Annotated in this window: 23 protein-coding genes; 5 read left to right on the top strand and 18 right to left on the bottom strand. The window is 60.7% G+C overall.

Annotated elements, in window-relative coordinates:
* Window positions 1–55: 55 nt before the first annotated feature.
* The 3 genes from ATY75_RS26725 to ATY75_RS35235 all read right to left on the bottom strand — a co-directional run bounded on the left by ATY75_RS26725 (window position 56) and on the right by ATY75_RS35235 (window position 3193).
* A complete protein-coding gene (locus ATY75_RS26725) occupies window positions 56–520 on the bottom strand; it encodes a lysozyme (RefSeq protein WP_088939875.1) in 465 nt (154 codons plus the stop codon).
* The gene (locus ATY75_RS26720) at window positions 510–722 is read right to left on the bottom strand and encodes a hypothetical protein (RefSeq protein WP_088939874.1); all 213 of its coding nucleotides are present in this window, start codon (window positions 720–722) and stop codon (window positions 510–512) included. Before ATY75_RS26720 ends, ATY75_RS26725 begins: the two co-directional genes overlap by 11 nt.
* 1133 nt (window positions 723–1855) lie before the next feature.
* Window positions 1856–3193: a hypothetical protein gene (locus tag ATY75_RS35235; protein WP_245317640.1), complete on the bottom strand. Its 1338-nt coding sequence runs from the start codon at window positions 3191–3193 to the stop codon at window positions 1856–1858.
* 590 nt (window positions 3194–3783) lie between these two features.
* Here ATY75_RS35235 and ATY75_RS26710 point away from each other — a divergent pair.
* Genes ATY75_RS26710 through ATY75_RS26690 form a run of 5 tightly spaced genes read left to right on the top strand, consistent with a single transcriptional unit; the run spans window position 3784 to window position 8523 of the window.
* Complete coding sequence (locus ATY75_RS26710) at window positions 3784–4770, top strand: lysylphosphatidylglycerol synthase transmembrane domain-containing protein (RefSeq protein ID WP_245317639.1); 987 nt, start codon at window positions 3784–3786, stop codon at window positions 4768–4770.
* A 4-nt stretch (window positions 4771–4774) separates the two neighbouring features.
* Complete coding sequence (locus ATY75_RS26705; RefSeq protein ID WP_088939872.1) at window positions 4775–6106, top strand: glycosyltransferase family 2 protein; 1332 nt, start codon at window positions 4775–4777, stop codon at window positions 6104–6106.
* Window positions 6107–6108: 2 nt separating this feature from the next.
* On the top strand, window positions 6109–6891 hold the full coding sequence (locus tag ATY75_RS26700) for a methyltransferase domain-containing protein (protein ID WP_088939871.1): 783 nt from the start codon (window positions 6109–6111) through the stop codon (window positions 6889–6891).
* 2 nt (window positions 6892–6893) lie between these two features.
* A complete protein-coding gene (locus tag ATY75_RS26695; protein WP_088939870.1) occupies window positions 6894–7643 on the top strand; it encodes an FkbM family methyltransferase in 750 nt (249 codons plus the stop codon).
* A gap of 16 nt (window positions 7644–7659) precedes the next feature.
* Window positions 7660–8523: an FkbM family methyltransferase gene (locus ATY75_RS26690; RefSeq protein ID WP_088939869.1), complete on the top strand. Its 864-nt coding sequence runs from the start codon at window positions 7660–7662 to the stop codon at window positions 8521–8523.
* Between the two features lie 324 nt (window positions 8524–8847).
* On the opposite strand, the gene ATY75_RS26685 is transcribed toward ATY75_RS26690, so the two are convergent.
* From ATY75_RS26685 to ATY75_RS26615, 15 genes are all read right to left on the bottom strand, one after another.
* Window positions 8848–10737, bottom strand: a complete 1890-nt coding sequence (locus ATY75_RS26685; RefSeq protein WP_245317638.1) for a hypothetical protein — start codon at window positions 10735–10737, stop codon at window positions 8848–8850.
* Window positions 10738–10916: 179 nt separating this feature from the next.
* A complete protein-coding gene (locus ATY75_RS26680) occupies window positions 10917–11294 on the bottom strand; it encodes a hypothetical protein (RefSeq protein ID WP_088939867.1) in 378 nt (125 codons plus the stop codon).
* Window positions 11291–12295 carry a tail fiber domain-containing protein gene (locus tag ATY75_RS26675; protein ID WP_088939866.1) on the bottom strand — a complete coding sequence of 335 codons (1005 nt, stop codon included), beginning with the start codon at window positions 12293–12295 and terminating at the stop codon, window positions 11291–11293. The genes ATY75_RS26680 and ATY75_RS26675 overlap by 4 nt, the downstream gene beginning before the upstream one ends.
* Entirely contained in the window at window positions 12261–12677 is a 417-nt protein-coding gene (locus ATY75_RS26670; RefSeq protein ID WP_088939865.1) for a GNAT family protein, read from the bottom strand. Before ATY75_RS26670 ends, ATY75_RS26675 begins: the two co-directional genes overlap by 35 nt.
* Window positions 12674–14497: a hypothetical protein gene (locus ATY75_RS26665; protein ID WP_088939864.1), complete on the bottom strand. Its 1824-nt coding sequence runs from the start codon at window positions 14495–14497 to the stop codon at window positions 12674–12676. Before ATY75_RS26665 ends, ATY75_RS26670 begins: the two co-directional genes overlap by 4 nt.
* The gene (locus ATY75_RS26660) at window positions 14494–15201 is read right to left on the bottom strand and encodes a hypothetical protein (RefSeq protein ID WP_088939863.1); all 708 of its coding nucleotides are present in this window, start codon (window positions 15199–15201) and stop codon (window positions 14494–14496) included. Before ATY75_RS26660 ends, ATY75_RS26665 begins: the two co-directional genes overlap by 4 nt.
* A 231-nt stretch (window positions 15202–15432) precedes the next feature.
* The gene (locus ATY75_RS26655; protein WP_088939862.1) at window positions 15433–15996 is read right to left on the bottom strand and encodes a hypothetical protein; all 564 of its coding nucleotides are present in this window, start codon (window positions 15994–15996) and stop codon (window positions 15433–15435) included.
* Window positions 15997–16308: 312 nt separating this feature from the next.
* Entirely contained in the window at window positions 16309–17094 is a 786-nt protein-coding gene (locus ATY75_RS26650) for a hypothetical protein (RefSeq protein WP_088939861.1), read from the bottom strand.
* 23 nt (window positions 17095–17117) lie between these two features.
* On the bottom strand, window positions 17118–18092 hold the full coding sequence (locus tag ATY75_RS26645) for a phage major capsid protein (RefSeq protein ID WP_003587937.1): 975 nt from the start codon (window positions 18090–18092) through the stop codon (window positions 17118–17120).
* Between the two features lie 32 nt (window positions 18093–18124).
* Complete coding sequence (locus ATY75_RS26640; RefSeq protein ID WP_088939860.1) at window positions 18125–19213, bottom strand: hypothetical protein; 1089 nt, start codon at window positions 19211–19213, stop codon at window positions 18125–18127.
* A gap of 35 nt (window positions 19214–19248) precedes the next feature.
* Window positions 19249–19560, bottom strand: coding sequence for a hypothetical protein (locus tag ATY75_RS26635; RefSeq protein ID WP_088939859.1), 312 nt, complete (start codon window positions 19558–19560; stop codon window positions 19249–19251).
* Window positions 19561–19573: 13 nt separating this feature from the next.
* Window positions 19574–21700, bottom strand: a complete 2127-nt coding sequence (locus tag ATY75_RS26630; RefSeq protein WP_088939858.1) for a hypothetical protein — start codon at window positions 21698–21700, stop codon at window positions 19574–19576.
* Window positions 21700–23271: a terminase gene (locus ATY75_RS26625; protein WP_088939857.1), complete on the bottom strand. Its 1572-nt coding sequence runs from the start codon at window positions 23269–23271 to the stop codon at window positions 21700–21702. The genes ATY75_RS26630 and ATY75_RS26625 overlap by 1 nt, the downstream gene beginning before the upstream one ends.
* Entirely contained in the window at window positions 23237–23707 is a 471-nt protein-coding gene (locus tag ATY75_RS26620; RefSeq protein WP_064837380.1) for a hypothetical protein, read from the bottom strand. Before ATY75_RS26620 ends, ATY75_RS26625 begins: the two co-directional genes overlap by 35 nt.
* Window positions 23708–23725: 18 nt before the next feature.
* Entirely contained in the window at window positions 23726–23962 is a 237-nt protein-coding gene (locus ATY75_RS26615; RefSeq protein WP_064837378.1) for a hypothetical protein, read from the bottom strand.
* Window positions 23963–24608 lie beyond the last annotated feature (646 nt).

Raw genomic sequence — 24608 nt, 5'->3', positions numbered from 1 at the left:
ACCAGGCCGGCGGCGATGCCGGCGCCCATCTTGAGCGTGTCGAGCAGGGAGAACATCAGATGCCCTCGAGGCAGAACTGGCGTTCCTTCTGCCGGCGCCGGGTGAGGCCCGGAAAGGTGATGCCGGCGGCGCGGTTCCACTTCAACAGCGCCTCGCAGCCCTCGGCCGTCCTGCCCTGGTTGATGAGCCTGACCGCGCTCGAGCCGCAGGCCGCCTTAACGCCGACATTATAGGCGAACGAGGTCAACGCCACGAAACGCGCATCCGGCAGCGGCACGCGCACGCAGCTTTCGACGCCGCGCGCATAGGATTTGAGCTCCAGCGCCAGCAGCGCTTTGCACTGCTCCACCGTCTTGCGATCGCCAGGCTTCACGCCATTGGTGCTGCCGTAACAGATCGTCCACGGCTGTCCCTTTGTGGCAGGATCGGGATAGGCATTCTGGCGAAGCCCTTCGAAGCTGCCGACAAGCGCCACAGCAGCCGCGGCAACCGCGCTGCCCTTTTTCATCCTACCTGTCATTCTCGTTTTCCTTGAGGGCCGGCTGGTGAATAAGGCGAGCGATCGGAGATGCCGCCAGGAAGAGTATGGACAGCCATTTCGGTATCCAGTCGTCCAGATACGGGACGATGTACGGCACGACCTCCAGAAAGCCGGCGGCATAGACGCACCACATCGATAGCGACCGCGCGAGTACGCGGCGCTTGTGCTTTACAAGGCGCATGGGGGCTCCAGTTTGTGGAAGAGGTCAGTCCCGCTTTCGCTGCGGGAGGGGATGGCAAAGGGGAACGATCATGCGCTCACACAATGTCCTGGTGGCTGCAGCAATCGCTGTTATTGCAACGCGCTTGTTGTTCATCCCATGGAGCACGCCGACTGGCGCAGACGAATGCTCCACACGATCGACGCTGGGGCAGCACAACTGCATCAAAAGCGCATTCTTGAGATAAAGCCGCAGGCAAGGTTGTAGTGACCGGCAGCCGTCGGGTGGATCTTATCGGCGCCGCAATCTCTGTTCGGATCGAAAAACTCATTCGCTGGTATGACCACCACAGGGAAGGCATCGGCTACCCATTCAGCAACAACGCTGTCAATAATGGCGTTTGCTTGCTCGGCAATCGTCCAGCCGTAGTTAGGCGCCTCTGGATCATTCGAAGTAGCGCGGTTCGTCCATGATGACCGGTGAAGCGGTCGGCTTCACGGTGATCGTGTGGCTTCCCGGACCGAGGATTCAGAACACCTTTGCCGCTCCGCAAGAGCGCTCACGAGGCAGCGCATGACCGGCAAAGTCGAACACCCCGACTGGTAGCCCATCAATCTCAATATCGAGATCCTGGTATGGCGTCCCACCAGTCGAATTTTCGGCCAGATGGGAACGAACAGCGATCTGATCAGCCGTGAAGGTTAGCGATAGCTGGCGTTGACATCGGTTTGTGTACATGGCTGATGCGCCACTGAAAACGACGCTTTCCCGCCGTAAGTATTCCCGAGCGGAGACCATGCCCCTGTTTGATCACCTGAGGATATGAGGCTGGACGCGCCATGCCGGCAAATGCCTACGACAAGAAAACATCGAGTGATGGGCCTACGGCAGGGAGTGCATCGACGCCATAACGGCAGATATCGTTGAGCATGCAATCCCATGTGACCGGCTTCGCGCGCGAACTATAGGGGTGAAAGGAATAGCCTTGCTGGGTGGTTGCTCTCGTCCCTTCACCAGCTATTGCGCGGTTTTCCGTGCCACCGCCGACAAAATCCCTAGCCGGCCTGCATAGGTCATTCCAAATGCAGCCGTACCGGGGCACGCGTAACTGTTTCCGAACACGCGAATGCCGGTGCCGGGAGTAACTTTTAACGTCATCGTGAAATCCTTGATTTAATAGATGTGCGCCGACCGTCGAAATCGCCATACCAGATGCCAGTGCCAGAACCCTGCACAGCGCAGACAAGCGTGAGATAGTGGTATCCTTCCGAAAGGCCGCTTTTGACGGCCTGGGTGCTAAAGGCTGTTGCGTCTGAATTGGCCATAATTGCAACGAACCCAGACGGCTCAGGGGGGGCGCCGTCGAAAGCGATTGAGGATTTTGTTCCTCCGTTCGACGTGCCATTGATCGACGAACCGGCTCCAGTGGCTTCGACGTACTCACCAGTCCAGAGCAAAAATTCGTTGCGAATCTCGGTATTGAGTTCCGTGAGAGATGTGTTTGTCGTCGTCCGATTGGCCGTGAAGTTGTTGAACATGACGAGGGTAGGCTCGTTGTACCATGACCGCACGAAGCGCTGCGCCAACGTGTCAGACCATGCAGGACCCGTTACGGGGCGCGCCATGCCGACAAGGGTTCTCGTCGCATCACCGTTCTTGATGCGGATGCCGGTCGTGCTGTCTAGCGCAGAGGCCGTTGCAGAGGCTTCCAGCGTCATCGTGCCCGAGTTCATGTAGGCGTAGATGTAATAGAGGGTGGCTGGAGTCAGGCCGGATGGTGCGAGGGTCACGCCGGCGGACGGGATGGAATAGTGCTTCCCGTTGATGGTCAGGAAATAACCATTGAACCGCGAGAGCAGCAGATTCCCGCCGGAAAGAGAAAGCCGGCATTGCCCGAAGGTGATCGCCTGGAAGAGCGATATGATTTTGTCGGTATAGAACGCCGATCCGTCGCAGATGATGAGAGCGCTATAGCCGTTTGGAATGATGAGCGTTGCGGCTCCGTCGATCGTCTCCGAGCTGTTCGCATCAACCGTCACGTCTCCGCCGTCGGCGATCACCTTGGTGTGCCAGTTTGCGCCGAGCGTGGCCGCGGCGGTGAGGGTGAGCGTGGCCGCCGCGGTAAAGCGATGGATAGCATTATCGTCGGATGCGATCGCGGTGTAATCGCCAGACTTGGCCGCATAGACCAGATCCTGATCGAACGCGACATCGACGCCGTTCTGGGCAAAGCCGAGCAGGCCGCCGCCCTTCAGATAGAGGCCGGTCTGCGGGTTCGAGGCGAAGCCGACGCCCGGCGCGGACACGGTTCCGCCGGCCGCCTTGAGCGGCGCGATCATCGGCGCCGAGCCGTCGCGCGGCAGCGAATTGGTGATCTCGTTGCCGAGGTCGGTGGTCAGCGCGTTCCACGGCGCCGGGTCGATGACCTGCCCTACCGAAGGCGTTGTTCCTGCCGGCTTCGAATAGACGCCGGTTGATGGGTTTCTGGGCATTTACCTGCTCCGAAAGAAGGGGTTGATTGTTGCCGCAATGCACTCGAATAAAATGAGTTGCATTCTGTTTCTTCTCCACTGGCGGATGGAGACACTCTGTGAGAGGCCCACCTTTTCGGGCTGCTGACCGCAGCTCTCCTGGGACATCAAAGGAACCGCCGTTCCTTTTATCGGTGGCCTGCTGGCATGCTGCCTACTGATTTGGTTATTGCCTGACCTGAGCGGCCTTTGCGAAAGAAGAGCTTCAGCAAGCGCGGCCATCCGTGGGTCAGTTAGACGCGTGGGCTGAACCAGTTGGTTCGCGAGGTGGGAGATAAATACCAAGCATGGAGCGGCGAGATTTTTGCTCTTGCTGACGACAGTGATTGATTTAGAAAACCGCTTCGCAAAGGCGCGGCTGGCCCAATTGCCCCTGAATCAAAAGGCAGCAGGCCACGGACCGAGAGCAGCTCTGTCGCCATACTGCAACTCCTGTGAAAGGAAGAGGTCTCGGGGTTGCCCCTGATTGTTGTGATATGTTAGGGGCAGCGATCCGAGAAGACACTTGCGGTTTAAAGTCGGCGCGGCTTCGAAAGAGAACATCAGAAAACGTGACAACTGGCCTCTTCAATCATCAACGCCTGCAGATGCTTATAGCTTCCGCAATAAGCCTTGTCCTCCTGATATTCCTGCTAAGGGCGGTGGATTGGGAAGAAGCCATCCGCATTTTTCGCAGCGGAATATCCGTCACATCGCTCCTGTGGTTTATGCTTGTTACCTTCGGTATCGCTGCAGCTTATGCGGTGCGATGGCGCCTGTTGCTGGATGGCAGGATCGGTTACGGAACCTCCCTCATGGCCTCCCTACTCGGCCTGGGCGCCAACATGTTCCTGCCTGCGAGAGGCGGAGACCTTTTGCGTGTACATTACAGCCGAGTTGTCGCGACTGTCCCCTACGGAGACGCTCTTGGCAGGCTTCTGGTCGAAAAGATGGTTGACCTGGTGACGATCATTTCGGTCGGCATATTTTCTTTGGTTTTACTGAGTCATACATTGAATTCCGAATACCGAAATGTTCTTTTGGTCATCATGCTTGGTGCATTGGTTGGGATATTTCTATCGGCAGTTCTGATAAGGAATTTCGGCGATCGGCTTGTCCCGATATTGCGACCTGTCTTCGGTCTCCTGCGACGTCAGGATTTCTTTGACCGTCACGTTATTTCTTTTATCCGAAATTCCGCACGAAGCTTAACTCTGTCCGTGACTATCGTTCCGGCCTTCCTCACACTCGCTTTGTGGCTTTCGGCATACGCCCTTGCGTATATCTTCGTCGCCCGTTTTGTCGGCATCGCGCTGAGTTATCAAGAGTCGTTGTTCATGTTGTTTGCCGGCGGGTTGGGCCTGATGATCCCAGCTGCGCCATCCGGAGTCGGCACCTTCCATGCATCCGTCGTTTCGGCATTCGTATTGCTAGGGCGTTCGCCGTCGGAGGGGTTGCTCCTGGCAACGGCCGTTCATTTTCTCTTTTTTGTCGTCTATGTCGTGCCTGCAGCCCTCATCCTGGGACATTGGCGCTTGAACCGCTTGGCGCCGAGGTAACTCTATGAAGAATTATTTCTATTCTCTCTTGAGAAAATACATTGGGCTCTTCGTCTTAGGCCAAAATTCCGTGGTCGAGATCGATCCGACGACGCCGCTTCTGGTTGGCAAATTTCCTCAGGGCAAGGTGGCGTTTCGCTCGAGAACACAAGCTGCAGAACCTGTGAATGAGTTTGACGAGCACAAGGTCGTCAAGATCGAAGACGTCGCTGACACCAAACCTGATTACCTGGTCATCAGCGGCCTCATCCATTACGAACGAGACATACAGAGCATGTTCGCTCAGGCACGTGCATTGTGTTCGCAAGAAACACGGCTTGTCCTTACCTATTACAGCAGCATGTGGCGGCCGCTTGCGACTCTCGCATCCAAGCTCGGCCTGCGCCGGCGGGTTCCTGAATCGAATTGGCTTGCCCATGAAGACATCGAGAATCTTTTGACGCTCGAAGACTTCGAATTGATACGACTGGACCAGAAGATCCTAATTCCGGTTTACATCCCACTTATCAGTGGCTTTGTTAATCGCTGCCTTGCTCCTCTTCCGCTTCTTCGAACCCTCTGCCTTCTCAACATCGCGATTGCGAGGCCGATCGGCGATGCCGCGCCGAAGGCGGAGCCGTCGGTGTCAATTGTAGTTCCAGCGAGAAACGAGGCCGGAAATATCGAGGATATTGTCAAACGGTTGCCGGTTATGGGGCCGGATGATGAACTCATTTTTGTCGAAGGCAATTCAACCGACGCGACGTGGAAGGCGATCCAGGAAGCGCAACAGCGTTATGGCGGCGAACGCACCATCCTGATTGCCCAGCAGGACGGTAAGGGTAAAGGCGATGCCGTCAGGAAGGGTTTTTCGCTGGCCACAAAGGAAGTCTTGATGATTCTCGACGCGGACATGACGGTCCCGCCCGAGGATTTGCCGAAATTCTACAATGCCATCAAGGACGGGAAAGGCGAGTTCATCAACGGCACTCGCTTGGTCTACCCCATGGAAAAGGAGGCCATGCGTTTCTTCAACCTCCTGGGCAACAAGTTTTTCGCATTGGCTTTCTCCTTCGTTCTTGGCCAGAGATACAAGGACACCCTGTGCGGTACCAAGGTGATCAGCCGCTCCAACTATCTGAAGCTTCAGGCAAACCGATCCTACTTCGGTGATTTCGATCCCTTTGGCGATTTCGATCTGATCTTCGGTGCCGCGCGGATGGGCCTTAAGATCGTCGAGGTTCCGATCAGCTATCGTGAAAGACTCTACGGTGAAACGAACATCTCGCGTTGGCGCCACGGTGCCATCCTGTTGGCCATGCTGGTTTTTGCGGCAAGACGAATAAAGTTTCTCTGACGATGGAATCCGAAAGCGCTCTCTATGAGGCCGATCTTGCTCAGACGCTGGCAAATCGCACGCGGCTAAGCGCAAATCCGAACCTGATGCACTGGTATGGTGAGCTCTACCAGGAGATGTTTCGGCAGGAACCGGATATTGCCACGAATACCGTTCTGGAAATCGGGAGCGGAACATCGCCTCTCAAGGGCTTCCTACCGAATGTCATCACCTCCGATGTGCTGAAGTTAGACTATTTGGACTTTGTCTTCGATTGCCACGAGATCGCGAGCTTGCCTGACATCGCGGACCACAGCGTCGATGTGATTACCATGACCAATGTTCTGCATCACCTGAAGGATCCCCTTGCTTTCCTCCGCGGAGCAACGCGAAAGCTCACAAAGGGCGGCAGGGTGTATGTGACGGAACCCTATTTGTCCTGGCTATCCTACCCGATGTATAAACTTCTCCATCATGAGCCGGTGGATTTCAGTATCCGCCGCCCGGTTCTGGATACCGTTCAGGGTCCTCTTTCGACCTCAAATCAGGCTATGCCACATATGATCTTCTTTCAGCGGCCGGACTGGCTCGCTGAGCTTGCAGATTGCTATAGCCTCGAGAAGACGAGGATCAGCTATTTCACCTCGCTCTCCTATATGGTGACAGGCGGGATATCGAGAAAGTATCCTGTGCCTGGTTGGGCTTATAAGCCTTACTTCAAGCTCGACAGAGCAATAGGCACCGCGCTGCCCAAGGTGTTCGCCTCATTCTTCACGGCCCGCCTCACATCAAAAGAAGAGGTGTAGGGATGGTTTTGCTGCGTCTCGCCGATTGGCTCTATCGACACTGTTATCCACTTTATTACCCTCTCTATTCCGTATGGAAGGCAGTTTCAGAACGACGTGAGCGCGCACTGATGCGCGAGATGATTTCGCCGGGCATGATCGTCGCAGATATCGGTGCAAATATCGGAATATATACCCGTATGTTCTCCGCTCTGACGGGAGCGACCGGCCATGTGCATGCCTTCGAGCCGGCGCCGGCGAACTTCGAAAAGCTTGAAGCGACGGTAAGCGGCTTGTCGAATGTATCGCTGCGGCACGCCGCGGTCGGAGCGGCCAGCGGCACCACAAGGCTGTATGTTTCGGCCGAGCTGAATGTCGATCACCGAACATTCGATAGCGGCGACGGGCGAGTGAGCATCGACGTCCCATTGGTGAAGCTCGACGATTACTTTTCGCCAGGGCAACGGGTCGATTTTATCAAAATCGATGTTCAGGGATACGAGTTGAGCGTTCTGCAGGGTGCCGAGCGGGTCCTGCGAGAGAACCGCGACATTCGGGTTTTCATGGAGTTCTGGCCTTACGGTTTGTCGAAAGCGTCAGTGAACCCGTCCGAGCTCACCCAATTCCTGAAGATGCTGAATTTCGAGTTCCACAACATTGCGGATCCACCCGGCACTGCTTTCAATGACGAGAGCCTCGATCCAAAAAACGCGGGCCAATATTGCAATCTGATCGTTGCAAGAAGAGCGCCCGCCCATCCCAATATCACTTAAAGGCGACGTGCGGACAATGTTATCCACCAGCAACAAAATCCTGATCGCTCGCTCTCTATCTAAAGCTGTCCTGTTCGTCCGGGGTTGCGTTGGCTTACCCGCCACCGTGATCGCGAAACGCCGGGGAATAAATTGGTCGCTGGACCTGAGAGACGGCGTTGATTTCGCGATTTACCTATTGGGTGGGTTCGAGGTCAGAACGCTCGATAGGTATAGAGAGCTGATCGGGGATGGAGACATCGTCCTCGATATCGGCGCCAATGTGGGTTCTCATACGCTGCCTCTGGCGCAATTGGTGGGCGGAGCCGGCAGGGTAATCTCCTTCGAGCCGACGGCTCATGCATTCGCGAAACAGAACGCCAATATTGCGCTCAACCCGACGCTCGCCCAGCGAATCGACGCCCACCAGATGATGCTTATGGCAAGTGCGGCCGAAGCGATGCCCGAAGCGGTCTATTCAAGCTGGCCGCTCGAAGTTGCTGAAGATTTGCATAGCGAACACCACGGTCGTCTCATGTCGACACAGGGCGCACGGCTCGGCACCGTGGACGAAACACTGCGGGATCTTGGGGTCGGCAAGGTCGATTTCATAAAACTTGACGTCGACGGAAATGAGCTTGCGGTTCTACTTGGGGCGACGGTGACTCTTAAAAAGTTCCAGCCGCGGATAATGCTTGAATTGGCCCCGTATGTTTACGCCGAGAATCCCGGAGACTTCGACAGCTTGTTGAAGCTTCTCTGGGAGGGCGGCTACGAGATCGGTGAAATGGCTTCCGGCAGGAAGCTGCCCGAAGACGCCGACAAAGTACGCGCGATGATAGCGGAAGGTGGCGGTATGAATGTGCTGGTTAGAAGCAAGAGCTCAAAGGAAGCGAGATAACTCAGTTCGAGGATTGTAGGATGGCTGCGAAGTCAATCCTGTTTTCTTTTCTCGCGAGGAAACGCGGCCGGGCCGTGACGTGGAGCGTCGCTACCGCGACGGTTTCCTTCGTAAGGTTTGAGCGTTTGGATACCGCCTTTCAGTCTGGCGCTTGCAAAGCGTTTATCGTAGGCGGACAAGGTTACAATCAGGGGCTGCAGCGACAGCCTAGCTATCGGTCGATGAACTGCACCTCGACGCCGACAAGCACCTGGGTCGGCGGTCTAGTCCGTCAGGTCAGCACGTCCTGCTATTGATACGTCCTCCATCGCCGTCCCGTTGAGATCATTTGCGCTTCTCGCTTGGCGGGAGCGGATAAGCCTTTCCGCCACCCTGGAAAAGCGCATTGATCAGTAAACTGCGTTGCTGGTCGATTATGTTTTCGCGTCCCAGGCGCATGAGTGCCTCCATTAGCGCATCACGCTGCTCACCGCGAAGCACACTCAGCGGAGCCACTTCGTCGGCTACGCGAGCTGCGTGGGCGCCTGCATTCTGCTCAAAGAGGGATCGCACAAGACGGCGAGCCGTAGTCAGGCCGAGATCGGTCCAGCTCTTATCCGTGGGCACTTCGGGAGGCTTGGATACCTCGCCGAGATACTTCTCGAACCCAGCCTCCCTTGCCATGTCGGCTGCGCTGGTTACACCGTTTTTCGTCTTGGCAAAAAGAGCTTCACGATCGATGGCATTGAGTGACGCATCGGCATTTTCAGGCCCGAACATTATTCCCAGTTTTTCGCGGTTCCAGTCGCCATTGCCGCGAATAACCTTGCGTAGCGTGTTCATATCATTGGCGTCGGTTCCAACCGCACGATAGATGTCGCCGAGGGTTCCCTGCCGCATGCGCGCTGACTCCGCAGAGGGGCCAATCAGCGTACCCTGCGGTTCGGCACCCGCCACCAGTTTCTCCTGAAGCTCTACGGGGTGCATGGCGCGCGGCCCATCGGCGAGAACGGACTGCCCCTGCAGTAAGCCCTCCCTTTGTCGGCCCAATTCTGCAGATTGCGCGTCGAGCCCCTTCACGCCGGAGGAAAATCGAGCATCGATCATCCCGCGAATGCCCTCGAGGGTTTCGATGACTTCCGAATCTTTGGCATCATCCAGAAGCCGATCGATTGCGCGGCGTGTTTCGTACGCTATGGCGGGGTCGGAAGAGACGGTGTCTTTCCCAAAGTCATTGAGCATGCTCCTGATATCAAGCAGATCGCTCTGTTCGCCACCTCGCCGATACGGAATCAATCTATCGAGTCGCTCCGCAACTGGCTTGAAGTCATGAGGCGGTTGCCCCATAACCATCGGGCGGTACTGACTTTCCACCCGCGCCTGGCTGGCTTCTAGTTCCCTGTCGATTGTGGACGGAACCGGATCCGGCCCAAGATTTGTCTCGAGGTCCGACTTGAGACGGCTGCCCGCCGTAGAGCCACGTTCATTCAGCGGTCCCACGACTTTGCTCCGCGTGGATTCCCGGGCGACACCGGCCTTGGCGGCGCCGAGCCATTCTGGCAAGACATCTGCCGGCATCGCCTCCGACCCGAGCTTGTCGAATTGGTTACGAGCCGCAGCGAGCTTATCCGAATCAGAAACTTTCGCGAGCCAATTGCGAGAATCCCTCGCCAGGTCTGCAAGCATGTCGCGCGGCGGCTTTGAAGCTAATTCCTCTCCGAGGAGTGCGCGCGTGAGAGCCTTGGCGCCCTGCGCGGTTACTTTGACACCGGCTCCGATAACTTCCCCCGCTAAGGGGCCACCCAATCCAAACAGCCCCCCCTCAAGTGCACCCCAGCGAGTTTTCTCAGGATCGCCGTCACTTCTGACGGCGGCGTCTGCGGCACCAATACCGCTGCCGGTAAAGCCCGAGAGCAGCGAGCGCAACAACATGCTACCCCCGCCAGCGCCGAACATTTCGGGTGCAGCAGCAACGGCCGGAACGGTTCCACCAACCGCACCGACTACTTGCCCTGTTGTGTTGACATTAGGATGCGCAATCTTGGCCTCTTGATCGATGGCGTTCACAATACGGAGCTGATCATCATAGCTCCCTCCATATAGGAGGGAACGGAGACCGGCGGCTGCCTTTTTCGCTCCCCCCAGAAGATATGGCCCGGCAATAGGTATGCCATCGACGATGCCAGACAGGACGGTGCCGTAGCCGTATGGCCCCGCGGTATCAAGAGCTGCCAACCCTTCCTCATACGTTAGATGACGCCCGGAAGGTGGCGGCGGCTGATCCTGGGGCTGCTTGAGCTGCACCCGGGCCCGTGCGCGGTCAAGGGCTTGCTGCTGCTCAGGTGTCAATACTGTCATAGTTTACACTCCGCTGGCGTCATCGCGCCGATAGATTGACCGGAACCCTGCCGGGTCTAGAAAATTCTTGGAGGGGCAACATTCCCTTGTAGCTTCGTTTTCCGGATCGACGAGCCAGTTGAGCCAGGTGCCGCCTCTTCCGTTCCGCCGAATAGCGACTGCAGGAAGCCGGGGGGCTTCGCCGGCGGAGTGGCAGGCACGTCCGTCGGCGCGGCGGGAGCCTTGGCCGCAGCAGCCTGCCGCTCCTGATCCTGCTGCCTGATCGCTAGCCCGCCCATCAGCGCCTGCGCCAGCCGCGCCGCCCCTTGCCAGGGGGATTGCACCGGGCTCGCATCCATGCCCTGCTCCAGCATGGCGTAGGCCAGCTGCTTGCGCTTGTCGTCGATGTCGCCCTGGGTTCTGCCGGTATTGCCGGCGAAGATGGTTGGGATCATGCCACTGCCCTTTCGTAGAAGACGCGGTCGAAGCCGTCCGCGTGTTCGAAGACGGCGTCCGGATGGGTCTTGCGCACATCGTCGGACATCAGGCCGATCTGGGTCGGGCCGCCGTCCTTGTAGCGGAAGGCGTAGACCGGCAGGCCGTTATCCAGCGTGCCGACGCGTTTGATGTCCTCCTTCAGCCGCCGGTCGGACTTCGCCCAGCCGCCAAGGAGTGTTCCGCCGAGCCCGAAAAGGCCGCCCATCGCGGCGTTGGATTGGGCGACCTGGCGGTCGTAGAGGCCCATTTTCTGGTTGAAATTGTCGTTGATCAGTCCGGCCTGGTCGACGTTCGGCAGCTGCGTCGTCGGCGTGTTGACGTAGTTCGGCTGATGCACCTGCGAGCCCGACATCAGCGCCGAAATCTCGTTCATCGGCTGGTTGCGCTCGGTCAGGATGGCGTTCTGGGCATTCGAATACATGTCGCCGAGATACTGGTCGGAGGCGGCCTGCTTGCGGGTGGAGAAATCGCGCATGGCGTTGTCGTAAGCGGCCGAGCCCATCGAGATGCCCTTGTCGGCAAGGCTCTGATCAAGGCTCGCCTGGTCGCGATCCCACTGGTTGTTGAAGCCGGACTGCCAGTGATCGTTGACATAATTGTCGACATTGCCGGCGCTCAGATCGACATTGGTGCCGAGGATGCCGGAGATCTTGCCGGTCTGGTCGTTGGCGAGCCTGGCGAGGCCGAGCTGCGTCTGCTGCGTCTGGTCGTAGATCGCCTGGTTCTGAGGCGAATAGGTCTGATAGGCGGAATAGGTCGGCAGCTGGTAAGTCTTGCCGGTCTGGTCCTTCATCGTCTGGTAGCCGCTGACCTTGTATTCCAGCGAACCATCCGGCGTGTACTGGTTGGTGTGGCTCAAGCCCGCATTGGCGATGGCGGTGTCGACGTTGGTGGCCGTCTGTGCCGCCGCGGTCTGTGTCGGATCAGGCGCCTTCGGGGCCTTCGGCGTGGAGACCATAGGGGAAATCCTCCTTCATGATTGCGTAAAGCAGGCCGTCGCAGTCGCCGAAATAGGCCTGCTGCCGGCCTTCCAGCCGGGCGCCGAGCCTTGCGAGCATCGTCTGGGCGTCGATATTGTCGGCCCGGGTCCTGGCGGTTGCGCGTCGGCAGCCGAGCTGACGCACGACATAGTGAAAGACCGATCGCATCAGCGTCCGCGTCAGCCGGTCGGCGGCAAGCGAGACCTCGACGTCATGCGCGGTCCAGACGTTGAAGACGAAGCCGGCGATGATCCGGCCGCGGTCGACATGGGCAAGCGTGGTGTAAGGCGAGTGGAAGGAAACGCCGATCCGGCCGCCGACCCAGGCGGCGATTTCCGCGCGCGGTTCGGAGACGATCAAATCGGCGTGCCTCTCTCGTAAAGCACCGAACCGCCGACGACGGCGGCTTCCGAGACGGAGCCGGACGAGCCTGAGATCAGCGCCCGGATGGTCGGCGCCAAGGCCGAACCCGCCCCGCCGGCGGAGGCGAATTTGCGCACCAGCGAAACGCCGGGGAATTTCGACACGCCCCAGACCGCCGTTCCCCATTTCGCCGCCGCGTTGTTTTCGACCGACGACAGCAGCGCTGTCGGAATCTTGGTCTGGTAATCCACCGAGATCCCGCCATACATCAGCGAGGAAACGCCGATCTGCGCCGTTACTCCGATCAGCTTCGAGAGCTTGGTCGAAAGCCCGTCGCCATAGCGGCTCCAGGCGCCGACCATCAGCGCGTCGATCGCCACGCCATTGTCGTTGGCGCCGACCTCGGCCTCGTAGACCGTGCCGTCGCCGGCTCCGAAGAACAGCCGGTCCTGCCAGCTCGCCCAGCAGGAGGCGGGCATGCCGACGAAGCGGCACCAGGCGCCGGTTTCGGTGTTCATCACATATTGATAGGGGCCGAAGGAGGACGGCAGGTTTACGATCGCCATCTGCCTGGCCGGGAAGCTCGAAAGCTGCCACTCCTGCGAGGTCGTGCCTGTTGCCGCCACCGTCTCGCGCCATGTCGGGCCGATTCTCGCGGTAATCGCGCCGAGGCTGGTGGCGCCGCGGTCGAGCTGCACCGCCTTGGTGATCGGCACGATGCCGTCGGTGGTCATGATCGCCAGATCGGCGCCGACCGACAGCAGGCAGCGGTCGCTGCCGAGCGGCCGGCCGAGCTTGAAGGTGCCGATCAGGCCCCAGTTCGAAACGCTCGAGGGATCGGAGCCCTGGAAGACGATCACCTCGCCTTCCGAGGAGATCAGCACCAGGCACTGTTGCAGGCCCGTCGAAACCGGAATCGTCCAGACGTTGATCGCTACCAGCGTGCCGCCATATTTCATGTTGCCGCCGACCGGCAGGACCGTTGCCGCGCCGCTGACGGCGTCGGTGGCGAGATACCAGACATTGGTCGAATTCTTCTCGATGAACCACAGGCGTGAACGATAGGCGGTGACCGCGATCAGCAGCGACGAGTCCGATATGCCTGATATCATCGTCGAGGCGACGTAGGGGGTCGCGGCCGCGCCCTTTTCCAGCTGCGCATTGGTGACCGTTCCCGTCACGGAGACGACAAGCGTGCCGGCCGCCGGCGTGAAGGAAAGCGAGACGCGGTTGTTGACGCCGGTGCCGTTCAGCGTGCCGGAGAAAGCGCCGGAGAGCGTGACCGAGCCGGTGCCGAAGAAACTCAGCGTATAGGCCGTGTTGCGGACGGCGACGTTCTGGGTGGCGAGCGCTGCGGTGCCCACCAGAAAATTATTGGTCCAGGAGGTGCCGTTGAAAATCAGCGGCGTGTCCAGTCCATTGACGAGACGCAGGAATTCCTGGCCGGCCGGGTTGGTATATTGCTGCACCGACCAATGGGCGCTCGCCATGCCGGAGACGACGGGCGCGCCGACCGCACCGCCCACCGTGACGTCGAAGATCTTGTCGCCGGCGGCGGCAAACAGCCTGTTGCTGACGCCCGAATAGGGAATGACCGTCTGCACATCGCCGCCGAGGCCGGTGGAGAAGGCGAGAAAACCATAGCGGGCGCGCACACGGTTGGCTTCGGGAAAGAAATTGTCGAGCTGAAACGCCGCATCCGCGGGCATATCGGCCATCTCGACATCGGTTCGCCAGCCGCCGATCGGCGCGATCCAGTCTTTGCTCGGCGAAACCCGGCCGGTGCGCCCGTTTGCGGGAACAGGTCTGCGGGTCATGGATTTGCCCCCGTGATCGTGCCGGACCAATAATTCTCCGGCCCCTCACCCCGCGCCGGCAGCGAGAGGTCGACGGGGCTTGCGGCCCGGTCGGCGCCGATCGCCGCTTCCTTGGAGCGCTCGAAGCTGGCGATCTCCTCGCCGTAATCGAGGCCCTTGGCCCGCTTCCAGCGCCAGATCAGCGAGAGTTCGAGGAGATCTTCGGGAAGACGGGCGGTATCGGTGTCGTTGGCCCAGGTGTCGGCTGTCGCCGCACCGCCATTCACCGCCACCCAGAAGCCGGAGATATAGGCATATTCCATCGTCTCGCCGGCAACGTTCGGGTAGATGTCGAGCTTGCCGCCGGCCATGCGCCAGATCTGCGGCACCGGGTTGGCGTTGAGGATCGTCTGGCGCTGCCAGCTCTGCGGCTCCACAGGGCCGTTGAGCTGCCAGAGGCGCGCGGCATTCCAGATCGTGGCGTTGGCGGCGAAGCGGTTCCAGTCGGCGGGCGGCTCGGCCGGTTCCGGATTTGCACCGGTTGCTGCGAACTGCCGCCGCACCATCAGCGCCGACCAGTCATGCTCGCGCATCAGGTCGCGGCCGGCGCGGGTGGAAAGGATGCGCAACTGCATGATCTGCGGATCCGCCGAGGACATGACGGCCGTCGGCGGATCGAGGTCGATTTCCGCGCAGACGTTCTGAATGATGGTCAAGAGCGACATGCGGGGTCTCCGGTTGAGCGCGGTTGCTGTGGGCATGGCGGCATAATTTGCATGACGGTTGCGCCGTGTGGCCCCCTCATCCGCCCTACGGGCACCTTCTCCCCGCTGGGGAGAAGAGGGAGTCGAGACGTCGCCGCGAGTCTCTTCTCCCCAGCGGGGAGAAGGTGCCGGCAGGCGGATGAGGGGGCTGCTTGTATCAGCGCTTGTATCAGCGCTTGCGTCAGAGCTTCTTCAGGCTGCTTGCCGACCGCGAGACTTGCTGCCGCTTTCGTTTTCCAGCGCCTCGAAGCGAGTGGCCATCTCCTTCATCTGCTCCTGCAGACGGATCACCTCATCCTTCAGCCGCTCGTTCTCGGCGGCAAAGGCGGACGCCGCGCTGGAGCTTTCGGCGGTGGCGAGATAGGCTCGGGCGGCGGCGGTCAGCTCGTTGGCGCCCATGCCGATCTTCTGCTTGGCGGTGTCGGAAAGGGCGGCGAGTTGCTCGACGGTATAGATATTGACCGCCTCCAGCTCCTTGATCTGACTGGGCTTGAGATAGGGCCATTGCGAAAGCGGCGTACCGGTCAGCTGCTCGCGGGCCGCTGCCCCTTCCTTGAAGCGCTTATAGGCGTCGGCAAAACGCTGTTTGTCGTTGTCGGTCACCTCGCGGTAGACCTCGGTGTGTTTGTCGCCCGATATGAAGATGCGGACGAATTCCTTATCGGCAAAAATCGGCCGGCCTTCCTTCTCGGTCAGAAAGGTCTGTTCGACCGGTTCGAGGCTAAAGGAGGCGTAGATTCCGGTGTTGTCGGGCATGTGCTGGTCTCGCTGTTGATGGCGGGGAGATGGGATGGGCGGGGGCAGCGCCTGCTGTGACGTCGTGCGGTCCGTGAAGACCCCTCCCCAACCCCTCCCCACAAGGGGGAGGGGCTAACCCGTCATTCCCGGCGGCGATCAAAAGGAAGGTCTTGTCGGCTGTCACTCTCGATGGACGATGATCCTGCGTAAAGCGGTGCGGCATGTTAGCCCCTCCCCCTTGTGGGGAGGGGTTGGGGAGGGGTAAGCGGCGGATTGGGCGCGCCACACGAAGCGATCGGCGAAACGGGCGCCGAAACGCCCGCCGATTGCTTAGTTCACCTTCGACAGAAACGGCCGCATCAGCGTCGCCTCGAGCACGCCCGTCGCCGTGACGGTGATACCCGTGCCGTTGGCCGTCGCATTGGCCGAAAGCGTGACGCTCTGGACGACGCCGTTCGGGCTGTAGGTGATGCCCGCAATCGTCGTGCCGCCTGCGATGCCGGTGCCGGAAACCGCGGCGCCGATGAACGGGCCGGAACCGGCACTCAGGCCGGCAATGGCCCCCAGCAGGTTGGAGCCGTTGACCGTTGTTGCCGTAAACGTCTGGTTGGCGGCGGCAAAGTTGACGTTGGCGATCGCCTTGGTGGTGGCGGTGGCCGAGGCCGGGGCGCTCGCCTGGCCTGCGGTGGCGGTGGTTTCGGCAACGACGAGGGCCGCCGTTGCGGTCGCCACCTGCGACGGCGCCTGGCCGTTGCGCTGCAGCCAGAGGTAATAGGTGCCGGCCGCCAGGGTGATGGCGCCGACCGGGCCGCCGGTCAGCGTCGGCGGCTGGGCAGCGCCGGAAAAGACGCCGCAGCGCTGACCGACGACGGCTGCCGCCGTGGTCAGCAGCGAGGCGACATAATCCCGGGTCCACTGGAACCACTGGCCGGGCTGCAGGGTGGTCTGCGCGGCCAGCACCAGCTGGCAATAGACCCATTCGGATTCACGATCGCCGCCGGCAATCGCGCCGAGAGCGAAGTTCGGCCCGGGAATACCGGAGCCGGAAACGATCGGGCCTTCGACGACGAACGGGTTCGCGCCAAGACGATCGGACTGGATTGATGCGACCGACATATGCTTGTTCCTTTCGTGGACGATCAGGCGAACAACACGCCCTGCAGGAAGGCGTTGTTCATGGTGAGGTTGCCGGCAAAGCCCATGAGCTGGACGAAGGCATCCTGGTTGGTGTTCATGCGCTCGTCGCCGATCGGCGCCATGTCACGGTCGCGGTGCGGGCGGTAGAACAGGTATTTGGTGTTCAGGAAGAACATCTGATTGAGCGGCGCGCCGCCGCCGAAGCCGCCGTCGAAAATCACGTCGGCGCCCATATATTGCAGCGACTGGAAGCCGGCCATGCCCTTGTCGGCCGAGGTGATGCGCTGGATCGCCTGCAGCGATTCCCAGTAGAGGCGGAAGAAGTTGTTGTCGGCGACGACGAGATCGGGCGCGTCGGAGCCGCGCACGCAGGACATATAGAGCCGGTTCATATAGCTCTGGATGTTGGCGTTGGTGGCCGCGGCGCCGCCATCGGCCGAGGCCGAGAATTTCTGATTGCGCCAGAAACCCCAGGTGGCGCGCGAGATGCCGCCGACCGTGCCCGAAGTCGGCGAGGTCGAAATCAGCAGCTGCAGGCCGCCGATCTGCCGGCCGCCGTCGGCCGTGCCGTCGGAATAGCAATCGAGCGCGATGTTGTTTTTCAACGTCGTTTCGGCGTTCTCGATGCGCTGCTCGAGCAGATCGAGGATCGCATCCTCGCCGGAATTCTGCAGCTGTTCGAGGCCGGACATGGAGACGGCGACCGCGGCCTGCTTCAGATCGTATTCGGCGGCGGTGATGACGTCGGAGGGCTGGACGTTGAGGATGTCATAACCGGAATAGCGCTTGAACGTACTATTCTCTTGATATTGCAACTCCTGGACGATCGTACGGCCGCCGGAGATCGGCTTCTTGCGGCCGCGGCTGTTCAGACGGGTGAGAAGACCGTTGTTCTTCGTCACGTCGTCGGCGACCGTGCCGCTGCGGTTGCGCAGCGTCGTGGTGACGATTTCAGAGAGGTTGGGGGAAATGGGCATCGATCATTCCTTTGATCAGAATTGGCCTTTGATCAGACTTGGCCGCGCGAAAAACGCATGGCGTCGCGCAGCGAGTCGCGGATGGAGGTGGGCTGGCCTCTTGCCGCATCGCGGGTCGGGCCCGGCGCGGAAGAACCAGAGATGGATCGCGAGGCGCGGCGGGCTTGATCTGCCGCTGCGGCCCTCTGGGCTTGGAGTTGTGGGATGGAGGCTTGAGCAGTCTGGCTGATCAACTGCCGGCGAATGTCCGGGCGCATCCAGCATGCGGCGTCGTAGGCGTCCTGCAGCGAGAATGCCCGCCCTGCGTTGACGAGGGCGATCATGTCGTCGAGCACATCTTCGGCGTGCGCGTTTGCCGGGTCGGAAAGGAAGGCATCGACTTGAGTTTCGGTGTCCCTTTTCCGCAAAACATGTTCGACCGTCGCCTCGACATTGACGTGTCGAGGCTGCGGCCCTGCCTGTTGTGATAGGGCCTGTTGTGATGGGGCCTGCTGCTGGCGCTGCAGGATCTCTCCCGTCTGACCGTTGACCAGGGCGTGCAGATTGACCCCGGCCATCCTGGCGACGTGAACGACGGTGTTGACGGGATCGTGGATCAGCGCCCTCTCCCAGTCGATCGCCCGGCGCATGACATCGGCATGGGTCATGCCGGCTTGGCGGATGATCGGGGTGAATTCCTCGAGCCCCTTGTAATCCTGCAGAACGCGGAAGCCGTTATCGACCTCCTGTTCCCGTTTGGCGATCGCCGCCTGCACTTCATGGGGAAGGCTGGTGAACTGCGCCTTGGCTTCCGCCGACCAGCCGGGCGGAACCCGGCTGCCGCTCGCTGCCGGCTGTTCCCCGCCCTGCCCGCGGCTCTGCTGCGTCTGCTCAGCTGCAGCATTTGCCGCCGGCGCCTGCCCTGGCCGCTGAGTGGCGGAGGCTTGCTCCGGCCCCTTGGCCAGGCAACGGCCGTTTTCGCCATCGCCTGATATATCGCCCGGTCCACTGGCCTCGACGGTGTCGATCGCCGCTTTCAAACTGTCGCGGATGCTGACCGGCCTATCGCTCAATGGCTTGTCGTCGAACGCACCAAAATCTTCGCTGCCGTTGCCGGCCTCGTTCAGGTCTTCCATATCCATGGGGAAATTTCCTATGTCGGGGATTGATGCCCGGTTCAGGCGTTGTATTCGGTATAAACCCGCCGCAATTCGTTGCGGATTGCGTTACGATCCGTCTTCGGCTGTTCGATCGGCTGCGGCTTTTCGTTGCCGATCTCGACCACCCCGGCTGCCCGGTAAGCCGAACGCAGCCTGGCTTTCGAGGTGTAATGCTTGCCGTCATGCATCGACTGGATATCGATGCTGTCGCTGACGAAATGCGGTGCCGGCAGATCCGACTGCGCCGCATTTTGCGCCGGCAGGCAGTTCTGCGGCCATTGGTCGAGTGCGTGCCAGCCGCCGCAGACGCGGCAATAGCGTTCTCTCATGCCTTGCTCCCGTTCACTGATAGGCCGGCTGCTGCCCCTGGAATTGTTGCCCCCGGATCTGCTGCAATGCCTGCGCCGCCATCTCGCTGCGCGCCTGCTCCACCGTGGCGCGATGCTCGATCTCGGCCTCTGCGACACTGAGTTCTGCCTTGCGCTGCTCGGCGCCGGCCTTCACCTCGGCGGTTTTCAGCTTGACCATCTCGCCAGGCGAAGGCTGCGGCTCCGGTTTTGGCGCGCTTGCCGCCTGCGAGAGCTGGGCCCCCACCTGCTCCAGCGTGCTTTCGAGCTGGCGGCCGGCCCGGAAGCCGCGGGCGGCAAAGAGCAGCGTCTCGACCATCACCGGCACCAGCATCGGGCTCTGCTGCGCCATCGCGCCCGCCTGCTGCATGAAGCCGCCGACCATCTGGACGAATTCCATGCGGCGCTGCTTTTCGGCGTCCTCGTCGGGCTCGATCGTCGAATCCGTCTCGATCTCGATCTGGAAGCCGCGAATACTGTCATTGCGCAGCAGCTGCACCACCTCGTCGATCGTCGGCTGCCCCAACATCTGCTGCAGCTGCGGCGGCATTTCGGGCGGCGCCATTTCGGGGGACGACTGGGCCGGCTGGCCGGTCTGCTGTGCCCGCATCGCAGCCTGCTGTGCGGCCATCTGCATCTGCTGCATCTGCATCTCGACCCGCTGCTTCTCGGCCATCGTGGGCAGCTTGATGCCGCTCACCAGCATCAGCGTTTCCGGCTGGAACTGGTCGCAGATGATTTCGCCGGCCAGGCGGATGATGTCGCGGGCAAAGCGGGCCAGCTCGGCCTGGCGGTCGCGAATGCGGATCGAGCCCCACTGGCTCTTGATCCGCTGCGCCGTCGCGGTTTCGGAGGCCTGCGTGTCGCCGCGCACGATGTCGGAGATCCCGGTGATCTGGTAGACATCCTCGATCAGCTGCTTGCGGGCGGACATGCAGGCGACGATCACCTTCTGCACCTCGTCGATCGGCAATGTCACCACTGCCTTCGAGCCTCCCTTGTCGGTAAAGGCCGCCCATTCCGGGATCGGCACCATCACCATGTCGTTCTCCGGCCGCATCGCCTTTTCGATCGCCGGCGAAATCGCCCCGTCGCCGGAGGGATAAAACACTTTCAGCCGCAGCTGATCGGTCAGCTTGTTGATGCGTTTGGTGAGAAGATCGATCTCGTCGCATTGCTGCTGGTAATAGACATAGTCGGGAACCGGGATCAGCGAACTCGTCGACATCGTGCCATAGGCCGGGCGCGGGCAAGGCCAGAAATGCGTCAGGTCGAGCGGCGGCTCGGAGACCTCAAGCGCCACCGGCGAACCGTCGGCGATCCAGACGGTATAATTCTCGCTCTTGCACCAGATCTCCCAGACATGGGTCTTGCCCTCGTTCTCCAGGCGCTCGGCCTGGCTGACGCCCTTATTGCCGGCCGTGCCTTCCGGTGCCCGCGATGCCATGGCCTCGGGGCCGAAGCGCTTTTCCATCTCCTCGTCGGTCATCGGCACGCGCCGCGCCACCCAGGTGACATCCTTCCAGCGCCGCGCCGGCGAATGCAGGAAATCCGACCAGTGGACGTAATCGATGCAGACACGCTCGTCGCTGATCGCTTCCGGCTGCGCCCCGCCCATCTCACCGGGCAAACTCTCGGGTAGATGGGCTGCCGCCGGGTCCGAGGGCTGGACGCCCATATCGAGCGGCTCGAAATCGGCTTCGTAGCGCAGCCACACCGTGCCGCGGGCGCAGAGCAGGAAATCGTCGCGCACCGCCCGCATGATCGAATCGATATCGGCCTCGTCGCCGGTATAAGCGAGATTGCGCTCGACGATCTCCGAGGCGATGCGCGCCACCGGCTGGGCATCCTTGAAGCGGCGCTCGACCACCGGCTGCGGCACACGGGCATAGACGGCCGGCTGCATCACCGAGGTATTGGCCCAGAGCATCGGAAAGCGGCGCTTGGCGGCGCTCGTCTGGTCCGATTGCTGGTCGAGATAGATCTTCTCGATCTTGACGCAGCGGTCGTGCCAGGACTTGAAATAGCGCTGCGCGCGCTCGAGCTCCTGCTGCCAACGGGCGCCGACCTTGGCCGGGTCCCAGCGCTGCCCGCTCTCTGAAGCCGTTATCTCGTCTTCCATCAAACACGCTCGCTCTGTCTCGGGGTGGCATGGGCAAATTCGTTGAATGTCATCGTCTGGAATGTCGGCAGCGGCTTACGCTCCGGCTTCAGCGGTTCGGGCGCCAAGCCGGTGAAGATGATCGCCAGCCCGCCGAAAGCATCGGCACCGTGTGACGCCCAGTTGTGCAGCGGCTCGTCGCGGAAGACGCCGAGATCCTCGTCCCAGTCCTTGCGGTAATTGCGCAGGCATTTGATGCCGTCGGCGCAGCCGGCCTGGTCGAACTCGATCTTGGACAATATGCGCCTTGTGCCGTTGATGCGGTCATGCACATAGGCGCGCTCGACCTTGCGCACCGTGCCGAGGCCGCGCGCCTTGACCTCATTCAGCATGATTTCGATGCGGGTCATGCCGCCGCGCGTCCATTCCCTGACCTTGATGTCGTGCGGCATGTTGTGGACGCCGTAGACATAGCCATTGTCGCGCGCGCGCCGCTCCAGCTCGTCGAGCATGCCGTCCATGCCGGTGCCGGTATGCTCGAAATAGCCGATCATCCGGATACGGCCGGGCAGCACCTGAAACAGCCAGACGCTGTTGGCATCGTCCATGCCGATGTCGGAGATGGTGTGAACCGGATAACCATCCACGTGCGGGAAAACCCCGATGCGCTCTTCGGCATTGGCCACCGCCATCTGGTCGGCATAATAGGCGCCCTCGACGCTCGCCTCGAAAGCCTCGGCCGGCGTCGAGGGATATTCGCGCTTCATGTCGCCGAGCTGGGTTTCGGCCTTCTTGACGTACCAGGCCTTCTGCCCCTCTGTCAGGGTGATGCCCTGTTCGGCCAGTTGGCCGAAATATTTGGCGAAAGCCTCACTGATGATGACGCCCTGAGGCGCGATGGCATATTGCGGCTCCTTCCACCAGGGGAAGAAATGGAACTTGAAGTCGAGTTCGGTCAGCTCCAGCGCCTGGCGCTGCTTTACCTGGGCATCGTCGCAGAGCGCGTAAAAATGCCCTTCCTGGCCTTCCGCCGTGCTTTCGATGAACACAAGCTGGCCGGCCTGCACCGTATTCAGCGCGCCGGTGCGCACTTCCCGCGCCTTGTCGGGATATTTGGCGCACAGCTTGCCGTATTCGGAGATGTGCAGATATTGCAGCGTTCCCGAGCGCAGCGACGTGCCGACGCGGATGCTCGAATTGTTGGCGAGCAGCAGTTCGGCCTGGTTGGTCCGGACAATTGGCACGGCGTTGCGGATACCTTCCGGCAGATTGTCGTAGGGATATTTGACCTTGTCCCGAAAGATCGTCTGCACGTCGCCGAGCGTATGGGCGATGGTGCCGGCGCGGATATCCCGGTTGAAGACGCAGGCATCGAGCATGAAGATCTGGATGAACGTGGTCAGACCGAGCTGGCGGGCCTTCAGCAGCACGTTGAGATAATGCATCTCCTCGAAAAACGTCATCTGCGTCCAGTTCATTTCGAACCTGACGCGCCGGCCGGATTTGTCGGTGATCCAGTAGAGATTGTTCAGCCGCCAGCGCCAGTCGGAAAACTGGTCAACCGCCGTTTGGAAGTCCGCGGGTTTTGCCATTGATATCTTCCAGCAATTGCGAGACTTCGCCGCTCGCGCCCTGTTCGGGCTCGGCTTTCGAGCCGTATTTCTTCGGCCGCAGCTTCTCGGCGACCCATTGGCGGGTGGCGATGCGCAGCTGCGAGCGCCGGATCGCCTCGCCATTCTCCTGCCAGCCGGTGGTCTCGCCGGCCGCGTTCTTCTTCTCGATCCAGTCATTGCTGCGGTCGTCGGCAATCTCGACCAGTTCGTCGACGAAGCCGTCGGCCAGGATCTCGCGCGCCAGCGCATAGCGCGCCCGAAACGCCGCCTTGCCATCATCGGCGAGCCAGGAGAGCACCGTCGATTTCGCCGGCATATCCTCATCCCGGCAGATCGACCGCAGGCTTTCCCGATCGGCAATGCGATCGCAGATCTTCTCGGCCAGCGCTTGGGTGAACTTGGTCGGTCTGCCCATGCTCTGCTTCCGAAAGGCTTAGAACAACGCGACGATATTGGACGCCGTCGTCCCGGTCAGCGCCACGATGGCCGCGTGCACGGGCAGGATCGTCCCGGCCGGCACGCTCCTGAAAATCACCGGGTCCATATCCCGCCGCGGCGCAATCGCCACATCGCCGGCCGTGCCGATATAAAGCGCACGCGCACCGACAATCGCACTGTCATTCGGCGTTACCACGGCGGCCCGCGAGGCCGGCGCAATCGAAGCGTCCATTGCAGTTCTCCTTATGAAGGGGTGGGCTTGCTGACACTGCCGCAGGGGCACGCTTAGCTCCGATAGGCTTGGCGAAAACCTCCCTCCACCCTCCGTCATCCCAGGCCTCGAGCCTGGGATCCATGCTCACGTCTGGCGGAGGCCAACGTGGATCCTCGGGTCAAGCCCGAGGAGGACGGAGCAAGGGATGAGCACTGTGCCAAACCCGCAGTGGCGTTCGGTAACGCTGGCCGGGGAGCCTCGGCGAATGCATGCGATCGAAGAGCGATACCGACGTGATCATCGACATTGCCTTCGGATTCAATATTCGCAGCTTGGATTTGCGGTAGTGATAAATGATCCGCCGGGGGGTGATCAAGCGCTAATGTGGCCCAGTTTAGAATCAAGCCTGCCCGACCAGGTGGCGGCAGAATGCCATCCGCTATCCGACAAGTTTGGCGAAAACGCCACCCCACCCTCCGTCCTCCTCGGCCTTGAGCCGAGGATCCATGCCCGCCACTTGATGGAAGCCAGCGTGGATCCTCGGGTCAAGCCCCATATGCGCTAACTTAGCCTTGACGGTGATGGTTGCAGATGATTCACCGTGGCCATGAGCGATTCGTTACAAGCATTGGATTGGGAGGAGCTAGTCGAACGACTAGGCTCG

The sequence above is a fragment of the Rhizobium sp. N122 genome (genome assembly GCF_002211295.1).
Lineage (GTDB): Bacteria > Pseudomonadota > Alphaproteobacteria > Rhizobiales > Rhizobiaceae > Rhizobium.
Note: the sequence above shows the minus strand (reverse complement) of the source record. Positions and strands in the feature narration are given on the sequence as shown.